This is a genomic window from Mesorhizobium sp. M8A.F.Ca.ET.202.01.1.1, assembly GCF_004791595.1.
Taxonomy (GTDB): Bacteria; Pseudomonadota; Alphaproteobacteria; order Rhizobiales; family Rhizobiaceae; genus Mesorhizobium.
In genome coordinates this window covers 704,524-719,675 of record NZ_SRUN01000001.1, presented here as the reverse complement: position 1 = coordinate 719,675, position 15,152 = coordinate 704,524, and the positions used below count along the sequence as shown (strand labels likewise).

Genomic DNA, 15,152 nt, shown 5'->3' with positions numbered 1-15,152 from the left:
CCGGTTTCGAATGTCCTACGTCAGGAAAACGTAGCCGAAGGCTCTTTTAATCCGTTTCGAACCCGAGTTTTATTCCGGTTGCCGATAGGTGACGAAGCGGTTGTGCTTGGCCTGGAAGATCAGGCCGGTCTCTTTGAGGTCCGGGCTGGCCAGCGGCACGATGCGTTTGGCGATCTCGGAGGGGTGCGGCAGCGTCTCGGGATCCTCACCGGGTACGGCTTGCGCGCGCATCGCGGTGCGCGTGGCGCCGGGGTCGGCGGCGTTGACGCGCAGCGGCAGGCTTTGCGTCTCATGCGCCCAGGAACGCATCATCGTTTCGACCGCCGCCTTCGATGCCGCGTAAGGCGCCCAGAACGCGCGCGCGGAATGCGCGGCATTGGAAGACAGGATAATCGCCCGGCCGGCGTCCGAAAGCCGCAGCAGCGGGTCGACGGAGCGGATCAGCCGCCAGGTCGAGGTGACGTTGATGGTCATCACCTTTTCGAAGGTCTTGGCCTCGACATGGCCAATCGGCGAGATGACGCCGAGCACGCCGGCATTGGCTACGAGAATGTCAAGCTTGCCCCAGCGCTCATGGATGGCGCCGCCCAGCCGGTCGATGCCGGCCATGTCGGCGAGATCGAGCGGGACCAGCGTCGCCTGGCCGCCAGCCGCCTTGATCTGGTCGTCGAGTTCTTCCAGCCCTCCGACGGTGCGGGCAACCGCGATGACATGCGCACCGGCCGCCGCCAATTCCCTGGCGATGAAATAGCCGATGCCGCGCGAGGCGCCAGTGACGACCGCAACGCGGCCGGTAAGGTCGAGGGTCATGCGATGCTTCCGGAACTCTGGCTAGAGCAATTCCAGGAAAAGTGTGTAACGGTTTTCCGTCCGGAATTGCGTAAAAACAAAGAGTTAGAGCGGTTCGGCGATTCTATCAAACGCTGAACCGCTCTAAGCTGGTGACGGTCCGGCAATCCTACGCCCCGCTTGTCGCCAGCAGCGACAGCGTGCGCACATTGTCGTGGCCTTCGAAGTCGAGCAGGCGGGTCGGGTACTGGCCGGTGAAGCACGCATCGCAGAACTGCGGCTGTTCGTCGTTGCGGCTGGCCTCGCCGACGGCGCGGTAGAGCCCGTTGATCGAGAGGAAGCCGAGTGAATCGACGCGGATGAACTCGGCCATCTCTTCCACCGACATGCGCGAAGCGAGCAGCTTCGACTTCTCCGGCGTGTCGACACCGTAGAAGCACGATGCGCTGGTCGGCGGCGATGCAATGCGCATGTGCACTTCCCTGGCGCCGGCGTCACGCACCATCTGCACGATCTTCTGGCTGGTGGTGCCGCGCACGATGGAATCGTCGACCAGCACCACGCGCTTGCCCTCGATCATGCGGCGGTTGGCGTTGTGCTTGAGCTTGACGCCCATGTGGCGGATCGAATCGCCGGGCTGAATGAAGGTGCGGCCGACATAATGGTTGCGGATGATGCCAAGCTCAAAGGGAATGCCGGCCGCCTGGCTGAAGCCGATCGCCGCCGGCGTGCCCGAGTCCGGCACCGGCACGACGATGTCGGCCTCGACCGGGTTTTCCTGCGCCAGTTCGGCGCCGATGCGCTTGCGCACCTCATAGACATTGCGGCCCTCGACCGAAGAGTCGGGCCGGGCGAAATAGACATATTCGAAAATGCAGAAGCGGGTCTTCTGCGGTTCGAACGGGAACAGGCTCTCGATGCCCTTCGAGGTGACGACGACCATCTCGCCGGGCTTCAGATCACGCACGAAACGGGCGCCGATGATGTCGAGCGCGCAGGTCTCGGAGGCCAGGATCCAGGCGCCGTCGAGATCGCCGAGCACCAGCGGGCGGATGCCGAGCGGATCGCGGCAACCGATCATCTTCTTGGCCGTCATCGCCACCAGCGAGAAGGCGCCCTCTACCTGGCGCACCGCGTCGATGAAGCGCGAGTTGAGATCGCGCTCCTTGCTGGTCGCGACCAGATGCAAAAGCGTCTCGGTGTCGGAGGTGGAGGAGAAGATCGCGCCCTGCTTCTGCAGCGCGCGCTGCACGGTCATGGCGTTGGTGAGGTTGCCGTTATGGGCGACGGCGAAGCCGCCATCGGCCAACTCGGCGAAGAAGGGCTGGATGTTGCGCATGCCGGCGCCGCCTGTCGTGGCGTAGCGCGTGTGGCCAATGGCGCGGTTGCCCTGCAGGCTGTCGATGACGCGCTGCTTGGTGAAGGTGTCGCCGATCAGTCCGACATGGCGTTCGACATGGAACTGGGTGCCGTCGTAGGAAACGATGCCGGCCGCTTCCTGGCCACGATGCTGCAGCGCATGCAGGCCGAGCGTGACGATGGCCGCCGCATCCTGCCGGCCAAAGATGCCGAAGACGCCGCATTCGTCATGGAAATGATCGTCAGCCTCGGCGGAAAGCACGTCGTCTGCGTCTGCCATCTTAAGCTCCGCTAAAATCGCCATATAAGGCGGTCGCGCGTCGAAAGCAACGCACTGCATGCGATCGTTCACATGGATCGATCGCCAGACGTCCCGTTCGGACCTCAGTTCGCCGGCGCTGGCGCCGGCTTGGCCGTGTTGTCGGCGGGACCGGCGTCGTTGTCGTCGGGCGCTGGCGCATTGGCGTCGTCGCCGCCGGCTGGGGCATCCGCCGCCGGTGCGTCGGGCGCGGCGGGCGTCTCGGCGGCCGGCTGATTCGGATTGAGCTTCTTGAGGATGGCGTTTTCCGGATCCTCCGGCAGCAGGCTTTCCAGCTTGGCGCCGATCTGTTCCAGCAGCGGCCGCGACTTGGCTTCCGTGACCCAGGCCGGGGCCTTGGCGCCGGCCAGCCAGTTGAAGAACAGCAGCGCCACCGCGACGACCAGGACGCCGCGCGCGGCGCCGTAGAGGAAGCCGAGCGTGCGGTCGAGCGCGCCGATGCGCGAATCGATGATCCAGTCGGCGAGCTTCATGGTGATGACCGAGACCACGATCAGCGCGATGATGAAGACGACGCCGGCGGCAGCGGCCATGGCGATCTTCTCATTGTCGATATAGGGCTTCAGGTAGGGCAGGACCGGCTTGTAGAAGAAGAAGGCGGCCGCCGCCGCCGCCGCCCAGGACACCACCGAGAGCACTTCGCGCGAAAAACCGCGAACCATGGCGAGCATCGCCGAGACCAGGGTGAAGCCGACGAGAATTCCGTCAAGCAGCGTAATCGGCATGTCTTTCGCCCCACTCTGTCTTGCTCACCACCGGATGAGCCGCGTCACTCTTCATCGTCGGCACGGCTTCGCCGTGAGCCGGCTATACGCGCCACGAGGTCGGCAAGCTCGGTGGGTTGGAAAGCGCCGGCCCCGATCCCTCCAGCAAGTTCCTCGCTGCCCAAGGGCAGAACCGCGCTACCAAAACCCAGTTTTTCGGCTTCCTTGAGGCGCTGCTGCGCATGCGCAACCGGCCTCACCGCGCCCGAAAGGCTGATTTCGCCGAAATAGACGCAATCGGCGGGAAGGGCAAGACCGGTGAGCGAGGAAACCAGTGCCGCGGCGACCGCAAGATCGGCCGCCGGCTCGCTGATGCGGTAGCCGCCGGCGACGTTGAGATAGACGTCATGCTGGCCGAAACGGACACCGCAATGCGCCTCCAGCACCGCCAGCACCATCGACAACCGAGCCCCGTCCCAGCCGACCACCGCCCGGCGCGGCGTGCCGAGCGAGGAGGGCGCGACCAGCGCCTGGATCTCGACCAGGACGGGCCTGGTGCCTTCCATGCCGGCGAAAACCGCTGCTCCCGGCGATTTCGCGTGCCGTTCGCCAAGGAAAAGTTCGGACGGGTTGGAGACCTCGCGCAGACCCTTGTCCGACATTTCGAAGACGCCGATCTCATCGGTCGGTCCGAAGCGGTTCTTCACCGTGCGCAGGATGCGGAAGTGGTGGCCGCCTTCGCCCTCGAAATAGAGCACGCCGTCGACCATGTGCTCGACCACGCGCGGACCGGCGATCTGGCCTTCCTTGGTGACATGGCCGACCAGCACGATCGCGGCACCCGTGGATTTGGCGTAGCGGATCATTGCCTGGGCGGCGGCGCGCACCTGGGTGACCGTGCCCGGCGCCGAGTCGGCTAGGTCGGTCCACAGCGTCTGGATCGAATCGAGGATGACCAGATCCGGCCGCTTGCCGTCGGCGATCGTGGCGAGGATATCCTCGACATTGGTCTCGGCCGCCAGTTCCACGGGCGCCGACGCGACGCCGAGCCTCTGCGCGCGCAGCCTGATCTGGGCAACCGCCTCTTCGCCCGAAACATAGACGATGCGGTGGCCTTTGGAGGCAAGAGCGGCCGCGGCCTGGGTGAGCAGCGTCGATTTGCCGATACCGGGATCGCCGCCGACCAGCAGTGCAGAGCCCCGGACGAAACCGCCGCCGGTGGCGCGGTCGAGTTCGCCGATGCCTGATATGATGCGCGGCGCGTCCTCGATGTCACCGGAAAGCGTGGTCAGCACCACCGCGCGGCCCTTGCGGGCATTGCGCGTGTTGGCAGGCCCCGAGCCGATGCCGCCCGACGTGCCTTCCTCGACCAGCGTGTTCCACTCGCCGCAGGCATCGCATTTGCCGGCCCAGCGCTGATGCACCGAACCGCAATTCTGGCAGATGAACTGGACGCGGGATTTGGCCACGCTTTTACCTTCCCGCCCGATTGCGGGTTCCGGACAGGGGGGGGCGTCGTAGAGCGCCGAGACCCGTTGTTGTTGAGGTCGCGGTCAAACGGCTACTCGAACCTCTCCGCGATGTGGTGCTCTTCGGCCAAATCAGAGAAGCGGGTGAATTCGCCGTGGAAGGCGAGCGTGACCGTGCCGGTCGGTCCATGGCGCTGCTTGGCCACGATCACCTCGGCCTTGCCGCGCATCTCGTTCATCTCGTTTTCCCACTTGACGTATTCCTCGGTGCCGAGCTTCGGCTCGCGGTTCTTGAGGTAATACTCCTCGCGGTAGACGAAGATGACGACGTCGGCGTCCTGCTCGATCGAACCGGATTCGCGCAGATCGGAGAGCTGCGGGCGCTTGTCGTCGCGGCTTTCGACCTGACGCGAGAGCTGCGACAGCGCGATGATCGGCACGGTCAGTTCCTTGGCCAGCGCTTTCAGGCCCGTGGTGATCTCGGTGATTTCCTGCACGCGGTTCTGCGAGGACTTGGCGGATGAGCCCTGCATCAGCTGGATATAGTCGATGACGATCAGGTCGAGGCCACGCTGGCGCTTCAGGCGGCGCGCGCGGGCAGACAACTGAGCAATGGAAATACCACCGGTCTGGTCGATGAACAGCGGGATCTTCTGCATGGTCTGCGAACAGGCGACCAGCTTTTCGAAATCCATTTCGCTGATTTCGCCGCGGCGGATCTTCGAGGAAGAGATTTCCGTCTGTTCGGAAATGATACGGGTCGCGAGCTGTTCGGACGACATTTCGAGCGAGAAGAACCCGACGACACCGCCATTGGCCGCCTTGAACGAGCCGTCGGCCTGTTGTGCCGGCACATAGGCCTCGGCGACGTTGAAGGCGATGTTGGTGGCGAGCGATGTCTTGCCCATGCCCGGACGGCCGGCAAGCACGATCAGGTCGGAGGGCTGCAGGCCGCCCATGCGGCGGTCGAGATCGCGCATGCCGGTGGCGAGGCCCGACAGACCGCCGTCGCGCATATAGGCGGCGTTGGCCATGTCGACCGCGGTCTTGACCGCGTCGGTGAAGCTCTCGAAGCCGCCGTCATAGCGCCCGGTTTCAGCCAGTTCGAACAGGCGGCGCTCGGCGTCCTCGATCTGTTCGGAAGGCGACATGTCGACAGGTGCGTCATAGGCGATGTTGACCATGTCCTCGCCGACCGTGATCAGCGCCCGGCGCGTCGCCAGGTCATAGATGGCGCGGCCGTAATCGGTGGCGTTGACGACGGTGACGGCTTCCACCGCCAGCCGCACGACATATTGCGCCACCGTCATGTCGCCGACCTTTTCGTCGGCCGGCAGGAAGGTCTTCAGCGTGATCGGCGTCGCCGCCTTGCCCATGCGGATCAATTCGGCCGCGACGTCGAAGATCTTGCGGTGCAGGGGTTCATGGAAATGACCGGACTTCAGGAAATCGGACACCCGGTAGAAGGCATCGTTGTTGACCAGGATGGCGCCAAGCAGCGCCTGCTCGGCCTCGATGTTGTTGGGCGATTCGCGATAAAGCGGTTGCTCCGCCACGCCGAATTTTCGCGCTGCCTCTGCCATGATGTCCCCAATTTCGATCCCGCCCTTTCGATATCAGAACTGGACAAGTCGGTGCTGACTTATCTGCAACAGCCCGTGTCGAAGCGGCTTTGATACTCGCGATTCACAGCCAAAATTTTTCCGTGGAAAGAATCGCAATTGACTCGAATCGAGAGTTGCGAGTTTAGTGTTTCTCGAAGGAGAACAAAACAGGAAAGTGGAGCGATTGGCACGGGATTGCGGAGCCGTCGCGTTCGTTTCATCCTCGTGCCAGCGCATCGCCCCAGTCCAGCCGCCGCGCCACCTTGAAGGCGTCGCCGTCGCGTTTGGTGAAGAGCTTTTCGCCGGCGCTGCCGTCTGCTTCACAGAGTTTCAGCGACACCTTGCCGGACCCTGACTTCGGCGGCGCGATCACCCGTGCGGCGCGGGAGACAGCCGGCTGGCGCGAAGCGGCGACATAGATGAATTTCTCGTCCTCCCATGGCACATCGGCGTCCTTGGCCAGCCGGTGCAGGCGCGAGCGGGCGACGCGGCGGGAAAAATGGCACCAGTCGGGCGGGTTGAGCGGGCAGGGCGCTTCGTGCGGACAAGGCGCCAGCACATGCGCGCCGGCGGCGATCAATTGCTGGCGCACCGCCAGAATTCGCTGCCAGCCCGCCGGCGTGCCCGGCTCGATAATCAGCACCGTGTCGGTCGTGAGGTGCCATAGCCGGTCGATCATTTTGGCCAGGGATGCCGGCACGATCTCGTCCAGCACATAGGCGCATGTGACGAGGTCCGCGGGCTGGAGGTCGGCAAGGTCTGTCGTGACATCGCCGGCCTGCCAGATGGTCCGGGCCGCGATCGCATCGGCGGCAAGTGTCTCGCCGATTTTGCGCACCGCGGCACTCGCCTCCAGCAACGTGGCCAGTTCCAGTTCAGGCCAGAGGTCGCTGGTGGCCCAAAGCACCGTACCAGGGCCGGCGCCGACATCGAGTAAGGTTTTCGGCGTGAAATCCGGCCGGGCTTCGGCGAGCGCATCGAGGCTGGCGCGGACCGCGGCATAGGTCGCCGGCAGCCGCGTCGCCAGATAGGCCCTGACCGCCATGTCCTGCGCCATGTGCAGGCGGCCGTCGCGCAGTTCGGCGCGGTAACGGTCGGAGAGCGTCTTTGCCGCCTGCTTCAGGTCCGGCAGCGGTACTTTTTCCAAAATGCGATCGACAGCCTGTCGAAGAGGGGCCGGCAACTCCACGCTATGCTCCTCGCGGCACGAGCAGGATGATCGAGGCACCTGCCACGCAGAGTGCCGCACCGCCAAGATCCCAGCGGTCGGGCCGCACGCCTTCCACCAGCCAGAGCCAGGCCAGCGAGGCTACGATGTAGATGCCGCCGTAAGCGGCATAGGCTCGCCCTGCTGCATTGGTGTCGACCAGTGCCAGGAGCCAGGCGAAGACAAGCAGCGAGACAAAGCCCGGCGCCAGCCACAAAGGCGATTTTTCCAGCCGCCACCAGGCCCATACCGAAAAACAGCCGGCGATCTCGGCCAGCGCTGCGGCGGCATAGAGGAGATAGGTCATGAAAAAGGCCTCGCGACGATTCACGAGGCCTTTTTCGGGGCAGGAGCCTGCAATGGCAAGCGCCAATAATGCGTTCTGCAGCGCCGTTCCTATTCCGCCACCTTGCGGCGCCGGGCCGGCTTGACGGGCTTCTCGACTGGAGCCGCCTCGCGGCGACCCATGTCGCGCATTTCCAGTGCCTTTTCGCATTTGGCCATGTAGTCGCGCGTCATCGGCAACGTGTCGTTCTTCTTGGTGATCTGGAACTGGAAAATCACCAGGTCCTGCCAACGGAAGGCAGCCTCCGAGGCGGCCAGATAGAACTCCCACATGCGGCAGAAGCGTTCGTCATAGATCGCCTTGGCCTTGTCGCGGTTGGCGGCGAAGCGCTGGCCCCAGTGCTTCAGCGTGTCGGCATAGTGGAGCCGCAGGATTTCGACGTCGGTGACCACGAGGCCGGACTTTTCGATCGCCGGCAGCACCTCGGACATCGCCGGAATATAGCCACCCGGGAAAATATACTTGCGGATGAAGGCGCTGGTCGCCCACGGCACGCCGGAGCGGCCGATCGTGTGCAGAAGCATGACACCATCAGGCTTCAGCAATGTTGCCGCCTTGTCGAAGAAGGTTCGGTAATGGTTGACGCCGACATGCTCGAACATGCCGACCGAGACGATGCGGTCGAAGCGTTCGTTGAGCTCGCGATAATCCTTCAGTTCAAAATGGACGTGGTTTTCCAGCCCTTGCGCATGCGCCCGGTCCGTGGCGACGCCATGCTGTTCGGTCGACAGCGTCACACCCTGCACGTCGACGTCGAAAGCCTTGGCGAGATAGAGGCCGAGCCCGCCCCAGCCGGAGCCGATGTCGAGCACCGTCTGCCCTGCTTTCAGCCGGAGCTTGGCGGCGATATGGCGCTTCTTGGCTGCCTGCGCCTCTTCCAGCGTCATGTCCGGTTGCTCGAAATAGGCGCAGGAATACTGCATGTCCTCATCGAGGAAGAGCCGGTAGAGTTCACCTGACAGGTCGTAGTGCCGCTGCACGTTGCGGCGCGAGCGCGAGGCGGTGTTGATCTGTTGCAGGCGGCGGAAGGCGTGGCGCAGGCCCTCGATGGCTTTCGACCAGGTCGCGTCGATGCCGCCGCTGCCCATGTTCTGGAAGGCAATGCGCATCAGCCCAAGCACGCCGCCTTCAAGAATGTCCAACTCGCCGTCCATATAGGATTCAGGCACCGCCAGCATCGGATCGAAGGAGATGGCGCGCTCGGCATGGCGGGTCTTGATGTGCATATGCACCGGCTCGCCGCTGCCGTCGCCGAAGATGAATGTCGAACCCTTCGGCCCGGTTACCTTCAGATTGCCCGTGCGCACCAGGCGGTCGAGAACGCGCTTCAACAGAATATTCATGTCCAATGTCCCCTCACGGTCAGACAGGCTGTCCTACTCTGCATCAATATATAGGGTTTCGAAAAGTTCCTTTTGGCACAAAAATGCCCGGGCGAGAGGCCCGGGCATTGGTCCAGAATGGCTGGAGAGCGGTGGTCCGAGGACCTGTGCGATCAGGCGTTGTCTTCGCCGCCTTCGAACTCGGCATTCGGATCGAAGAAGTTTTCCGGCCGCGCATTGTCGTTGATGTCGTCGCCGTAAATGGCCTCGGCGGTGGTCAGCGTCTCGCCCTTGGCCTGGCGTTCGGCCTCGTCGGCCGTGCGGGCGATGTTGAGCGTGATGGTGACTTCGACTTCCGGATGCAGCGCGATCGCCACATTGGTGAGGCCGATGGTCTTGATCGGCTGGTTGAGCTGGATCTGGTTGCGGTTGACCGTGAAGCCCTCCGCGGTCAGCAGGTCGGCGATGTCGCGGGTCGACACCGAACCGTAGAGCTGGCCGGTCTCGCCGGCCGAACGCACCGCGATGAAGCTCTTGCCGTCAAGCTTTTCGGCGACCTGGGCCGCTTCCGACTTGCGTTCAAGGTTGCGGGCTTCGAGTTGGGCGCGCTGGCCCTCGAACTTCTTCTTGTTGGCTTCGTTGGCGCGCAGCGCCTTGCCCTGCGGCAGCAGGAAATTGCGGGCAAAACCGTCCTTGACCTTGACGGTATCGCCCATCTGGCCGAGGCGGGAAACGCGTTCGAGAAGAATGACGTCCATGGCTATGTTCCTTTTGGTTGGGCGTCCGTCCACGAGGCCGACGCCGAATTCTCTGGAACAGGTCAGGAAGCAAAGGGGCGTTGCCGCCGGTGTCGCTGTCCTGCCTGTCGCGGCAGTTAGAGGTTATTGACCTCAACTCGGGATTTGATGGCTAGCCGGTCATGCCCGTCATGGCCGGCGACAGGAACGGGCGGCGAACCGCCCGTTCGGAAGAATTAGCGAACCACGTAGGGCAGCAGGCCGAGGAAACGGGCACGCTTGATCGCCTTGGCGAGCTCGCGCTGCTTCTTCTGGCTGACGGCGGTGATGCGCGACGGCACGATCTTGCCGCGCTCGGAAATGTAGCGCTGCAGCAGACGCACGTCCTTGTAGTCGATCTTCGGTGCGTTGGCGCCGGAGAACGGGCAGGTCTTGCGGCGGCGATGGAAAGGGCGCCGGGTCGGGATCTGATTGATGTCGACCATTATTCTGCACCCCCTTCAAAACCTTCGCGCGGACGGCGCGGACCACGGTCGCCGCCTTCGCGATCGCCGAACGAACGCGGGCCACGATCGCCGCGGTCGCCGAAGCTGCGCGCCGGACGATCGCCACGGTCACGATCGCCGAAGCCACCGCGCTCGGAGCGCTCTTCGCGCTTCTGCATCATGGCCGATGGGCCTTCCTCATGCGCCTCGACCTTGATGGTCAGAAAACGCAGCACGTCCTCGGACAGACCCATCTGGCGCTCCATCTCGTTGAGCGCTGCCGGCGGGCAGGTGAGGTCCATCAGCGTGTAGTATGCCTTCCGGTTCTTGTTGACCCGGTAGGTGAGGGACTTCAGTCCCCAGTTCTCGACCCGGCCGACGGCCCCGCCATTTGCTGCGATGACGCCCTTGTACTGTTCGACAAGCGCATCGACCTGCTGCTGCGAGAGGTCCTGCCGGGCAAGAAACACATGTTCGTAAAGAGCCATTATGTCTTGGTGCCTTTCTTCGTTTCTCTCCCGGTTCCCGGCGGCAAAAGCCTCTGCAACTTCTCTGACCCGCATGTGCCTCGAAAGGCGCGGGGAAGAAAGGAGCATGACGAGACGGTCGAGAGCGGAGACACGGGAGGCGGAAGCGCTTCTGGCTTCACACGAAGGTTCTCGAAAAAACCTCCGGCCCTCCGTTCAGCCCCCAGCTGGGACCGGCAGATTGGCGGCGTCTATATAGCAATCCACCGATAAGGCAAGGGCAAGCGGCGTCCCCGATGTCGCAACCACCAGAAAATCAAGCCGCGGCGCCAGCAAGGCCCGGCGATTTTCCCCGGCAACCGGACCTTAACCACAATGTCAGGTTGCGCAGGGTTGCCCTCCGCCGTCAACGGTCGATTCATTATGAAAGGTGCAAAAGCCCGGACAGCCGTGCATGACAAGCGGCAAGCATTTTCGGGGGTAAGGATGCTTCTCAACAGGTTCTGGCGCTCGAAGAGCGGCAATTTCGCGCTTCTCATGGGGTTGGGGCTACCCGCCATTCTGTCGGCAGTGGCCTTCGCGACCGATGTCTCGACCATGATGCGGGCGAAGAGCAACCTGCAGAACGCGCTCGATGCGGCAAACCTTGCCTCCTCGCATCTTGGCGATCTCGACATGACCCGCACCGATGCTTTCGACCGCTATTTCCAGGCCAACATCGCTGGCCATGGCGAACTCGTCAACGCGCAGGCGACCCTGACCGTCGATAGGGGCGTCAATTTCATCAAGACCAAGGCGGTCGCCTCGGCCGACGTCAATCTGAACTTCGCTTTCCTGTTTGGCCAGAGCAAGCACATCGTGGTCGATGCCTCGGCGGCCGAGTCCAATAACCAGCTCGAAGTCGTGCTGGTTCTGGACAATACCGGCTCGATGGCTGGCGCCCGCATGACGGCTCTGAGGACGGCGACGAAGTCGTTGCTGGATACGCTCGAATCGACAAAGTCGCCGACGCGCCAGGTCCGTGCCTCGCTGGTTCCCTTCGTCACGGCCGTGAACGTCAATGGCGACGGGTTCGATCCGTCCTGGATCGACATGGACGGCAAATCCTCGACCAACGGTATCAATTTCCCCGTCATCGACGGCAAGCGCCCGAACCACATGGCCCTGTTCAGGCAGCTCAAGGACACCGGATGGGCCGAGCCCGGATGGAACGACACGGGATGGAAGGGCTGCGTGGAGGCGCGGGCCGGCGCCTACAACATTTCCGACACGCCGCCCGACCCGGCTAAGCCCGACACGCTGTTCGTTCCCTATTTTGCGCCGGATGATCCGGGAGATGCGCAGATGCCGTCCAGTTCCTATGGCAATGAGGCAAAATACTACAACAATTCCTATCTCAGCGACGCCAGCGACACGGTCAAGCTAGACAAACAGAAAGGCGACAACCGGCTCGGCATCGACTTCAGCGGCCTCGACAGCGATCCCGACAAAGCCACCAAGGAACAGGTTGCCAAATATGTGGCGCCGGCCAAGGAACTTATCACCGAGACAGGAACTCCCGTCACCGTTGGTCCCAACCGTTCCTGCCCGACCCCCGTCGTTCCCCTGACCGACGATTTCGACAAATTGCGTAAGGCGGCGAGCCAGATGACGGAATGGAACGGCTCCGGCACCAACGTCTCGGAGGGGCTGTCCTGGGGCATGCGGGTGCTCTCGCCCGGCGCGCCCTATACCGGCGGCGCGCCATTCAAGACGCCTGGCGTCAGCAAGATCGTACTCCTGCTCACCGACGGTGAGAACGTCGTCTACGGCGCCAGCCAGCAATCGACGAAGTCCGACTACACATCCTACGGCTATCTGGCGGGTGGCCGCTTCGGGTCGGACAATCAGACGACGGCGGCCCGCAATGTCGACGGCTGGACGAAGAGCGTCTGCACGCAGTTGAAGAACCAGGGCGTGCAGATTTACACGATGGTGCTGCAGTCCGACACCGCCGCCAACCGCACGCTTTACAGCGCCTGCGCTTCCGATCCGAGCGATTATTATGCCGTCAACGATCCGGCCAAGCTGCCGAATGTTTTTCAGCAGATCGCCAACAAGTTCTCGAAGCTGCAACTGACGAATTGAGCGCCCGATGCCGAGAGCGCGCGATACATCCGGGGGGTCCAGACCTCAACTCGTATGGGCGACAACCTTGTCGACCGTCTCGGGGAAGAAGTCGGGCGCGGCATGGCGCTTGCCGAACATCATGTCGTACTGGATCAGCCGGAAGTCGCGGATCGCCGGGTCGATCTCTTTCTGACGCGACCAGTCGGCCGTGGCCGCGCCGGCCGGCGTGAGCAGCAGGTTGCGGTCGACAACGCGATAGCGCTCCCGCATCTCGCCCAGGAAGCCGGTGTAGTAGGGGTGGGTGATGCCCGCGGCGGTGAGGATATGATAGGGCAGGAACGCAGGACTCACCGTCCCCAGATTCTCGACCGGGCCCGAACGGTTCGACCAGATGATCAGCGGAGTCGCGTGATGTTCGAGAGCGGCTTCCGGCGTCGGTTCCTTGCGGGGCGCGACGTTGTCCTTCAGGAAGCCGGTCTCGACATAGACCGGCCCGAGCGGCGGCAGGTGGTCACCGAAAAAGGCGACAATCGTTGGCCGCTCGCGCGTCTTGGCCCATTCGATCAGCCGCTCGAGGCCGCGGTCCGCGTCGGCTGAACCCTCGGCGTAGGAGAGCAGCGAGTCCCGCGCCCACTGGCTGATCGGCGCCTGCACCGAGTGGGTCGGGTTCGAATAACGGTTCGGCTCATACGGGCCATGGTTCTGCAGGCTGACCGCGAAGAAGAAGACGGGGTCGTCGCTGGCGTCGGCTTCGCGGATGATCTCGTCGGTCATCGCGGCGTCGGATGCCAGCGGTCCGCGCTTTTCCATAGGCGGCAGCGTTTCTTCCGATTTGAAGTCGTTGAAGCCGAAATCGGCATAGACGGCGCCGCGATTCCAGAACCAGTTGGTGCCTGGATGGATGGCGCGTGCCCTATAGCCTTCGCTCTTCAGGAAGGTCGCCATCGATGGCGTCGGGGTGCGTACATACTGCTGGTAGGGGATGCTACCGGCCGGCAGGAAGGCGTTCGAGAACCCGGTCAGCGCTTCGAATTCGATATTGGCGGTCATGCCGCCGAATTCGGGCGAGAACATCGAGCCCGAGCGGAGCGACCGCACATTGGGGATCGGATCGGGCGTGATGGTGACGCCGGGCAGCTTGGTCGAATCCCAGAAGGATTCGCTCATGACGATGATGATGTCTGGCTTCTGGGCCGGCACCGAGGCGCTCACATCGGGCCTGTCGATCGCCGCGATTGCCTTGTCGGAATAGCCCGGCGGGGCAGAGACGTGCGCCATCGGCACGTTGAGCGCGAAGGCGAGCGCAAAGCCGTTGGAGGCGTAGTTTTCCTTCTGGTCCCACATAATCGGGATGATCTGCAGCCGGTCCCTGGTCCACGAGAAGGTGGCGTAGTCCATGATTGAGACGAAGAAGGCGAGCAGTGGCACCGCCAGCGTCAGCCGGGCGAGGCGGCCCTTGTGGCTGAGGGCTGGAACCTTGCGGCGCCAAAGACGCCAGCCGTAGACGAGCAGGGACAGGCCGACCACGATGCCCGCGACCATGGCGAGCGCGGTCATTGGCCGCTCGCGCACCAGCAGAGGCAACAGCGCGAAGATCTGTCGGGCGTAAAGGAAGTCCGTCGGATAGAGCGGGTCGCCGAGATAATGCGACTTCTGGTGGCCGACAAAGGCCAGCGATAGGGTCAGCGGCGCGACGATCATCAGGCTTTGATGACTGCGGCCGAGCACGGCATCGAGGCCGATCAGGACCAGCGCGAACACGACGATGGTGGTCCAGCCCGGCTTGAACGGCTGCAGGAAGAAGGAAACGGTGCCGGCGACATCACCGCGCACGATCAGTTCGATGGCGAACACCATGACGGCCGAGATCGCCAGGCTGATCAGCCCGTAGCGGACGACCGGCCATCGCCGGCCCGGCAGATAGCCGGTGGACGGATCGTCTTCCAGGAATTGCGGCGCGGCGTTGCCGGCACGTTTCGAACTCTTTGCCACTTTAACTTCCCACCCAAAGACAACCCACGTCATTCGATTGTCATATAATTGTCACGCAAAGCTAGCGCCTGTGACGGAAATAAGAAGAGCCAGCAAACGATTCGTGAGCGGTTTTCATCAGGTGTGATCGCCAAAAAGCCCTTTCGGAACAGGCACTCGCTCAAGGATACGGCCTTCGGCATGGGCTGAAGTGGCTTGACTTGGCGGCCTGCCTTGCGTCACAGGCAGGGAAAATTCGTAGTA

The 15,152-nt window shown here is 63.3% G+C and carries 13 protein-coding genes; 1 reads left to right on the top strand and 12 read right to left on the bottom strand.

The genetic code is table 11. The annotated features are described in order from the left end of the window. Positions 1-69: 69 nt before the first annotated feature. The 11 genes from EN845_RS03850 to rpsF all read right to left on the bottom strand — a co-directional run bounded on the left by EN845_RS03850 (position 70) and on the right by rpsF (position 10,829). Positions 70-810 carry an SDR family NAD(P)-dependent oxidoreductase gene (locus EN845_RS03850; RefSeq protein WP_127871424.1) on the bottom strand — a complete coding sequence of 247 codons (741 nt, stop codon included), beginning with the start codon at positions 808-810 and terminating at the stop codon, positions 70-72. A gap of 148 nt (positions 811-958) precedes the next feature. Next, the gene (gene purF / locus EN845_RS03845; RefSeq protein ID WP_127278759.1) at positions 959-2,428 is read right to left on the bottom strand and encodes an amidophosphoribosyltransferase; all 1,470 of its coding nucleotides are present in this window, start codon (positions 2,426-2,428) and stop codon (positions 959-961) included. Between the two features lie 104 nt (positions 2,429-2,532). Continuing rightward, positions 2,533-3,192, bottom strand: coding sequence for a CvpA family protein (locus tag EN845_RS03840; protein ID WP_127278760.1), 660 nt, complete (start codon positions 3,190-3,192; stop codon positions 2,533-2,535). A 44-nt stretch (positions 3,193-3,236) separates the two neighbouring features. Next, positions 3,237-4,640: a DNA repair protein RadA gene (radA, locus tag EN845_RS03835; protein WP_127871425.1), complete on the bottom strand. Its 1,404-nt coding sequence runs from the start codon at positions 4,638-4,640 to the stop codon at positions 3,237-3,239. A 92-nt stretch (positions 4,641-4,732) separates the two neighbouring features. Then, a complete protein-coding gene (locus EN845_RS03830) occupies positions 4,733-6,223 on the bottom strand; it encodes a replicative DNA helicase (RefSeq protein ID WP_127871426.1) in 1,491 nt (496 codons plus the stop codon). A gap of 238 nt (positions 6,224-6,461) precedes the next feature. After that, positions 6,462-7,433: a small ribosomal subunit Rsm22 family protein gene (locus EN845_RS03825; RefSeq protein ID WP_127871427.1), complete on the bottom strand. Its 972-nt coding sequence runs from the start codon at positions 7,431-7,433 to the stop codon at positions 6,462-6,464. A 1-nt stretch (position 7,434) separates the two neighbouring features. Then, positions 7,435-7,758, bottom strand: a complete 324-nt coding sequence (locus tag EN845_RS03820; protein WP_127280224.1) for a YnfA family protein — start codon at positions 7,756-7,758, stop codon at positions 7,435-7,437. Positions 7,759-7,847: 89 nt separating this feature from the next. Further along, the gene (locus tag EN845_RS03815) at positions 7,848-9,140 is read right to left on the bottom strand and encodes a cyclopropane-fatty-acyl-phospholipid synthase family protein (RefSeq protein ID WP_127280225.1); all 1,293 of its coding nucleotides are present in this window, start codon (positions 9,138-9,140) and stop codon (positions 7,848-7,850) included. A 152-nt stretch (positions 9,141-9,292) separates the two neighbouring features. Then, positions 9,293-9,877, bottom strand: a complete 585-nt coding sequence (gene rplI / locus EN845_RS03810; RefSeq protein WP_127871428.1) for a 50S ribosomal protein L9 — start codon at positions 9,875-9,877, stop codon at positions 9,293-9,295. A gap of 215 nt (positions 9,878-10,092) precedes the next feature. Then, complete coding sequence (gene rpsR, locus EN845_RS03805; RefSeq protein WP_006203718.1) at positions 10,093-10,341, bottom strand: 30S ribosomal protein S18; 249 nt, start codon at positions 10,339-10,341, stop codon at positions 10,093-10,095. After that, positions 10,341-10,829, bottom strand: a complete 489-nt coding sequence (gene rpsF / locus EN845_RS03800; protein ID WP_127871429.1) for a 30S ribosomal protein S6 — start codon at positions 10,827-10,829, stop codon at positions 10,341-10,343. The genes rpsR and rpsF overlap by 1 nt, the downstream gene beginning before the upstream one ends. A gap of 465 nt (positions 10,830-11,294) precedes the next feature. Here rpsF and EN845_RS03795 point away from each other — a divergent pair, with 465 nt between their 5' ends. Then, positions 11,295-12,935, top strand: a complete 1,641-nt coding sequence (locus EN845_RS03795) for a pilus assembly protein (RefSeq protein WP_127871430.1) — start codon at positions 11,295-11,297, stop codon at positions 12,933-12,935. A gap of 45 nt (positions 12,936-12,980) precedes the next feature. On the opposite strand, the gene EN845_RS03790 is transcribed toward EN845_RS03795, so the two are convergent. After that, positions 12,981-14,942, bottom strand: coding sequence for an LTA synthase family protein (locus EN845_RS03790; protein WP_127871431.1), 1,962 nt, complete (start codon positions 14,940-14,942; stop codon positions 12,981-12,983). Positions 14,943-15,152: the final 210 nt, after the last annotated feature.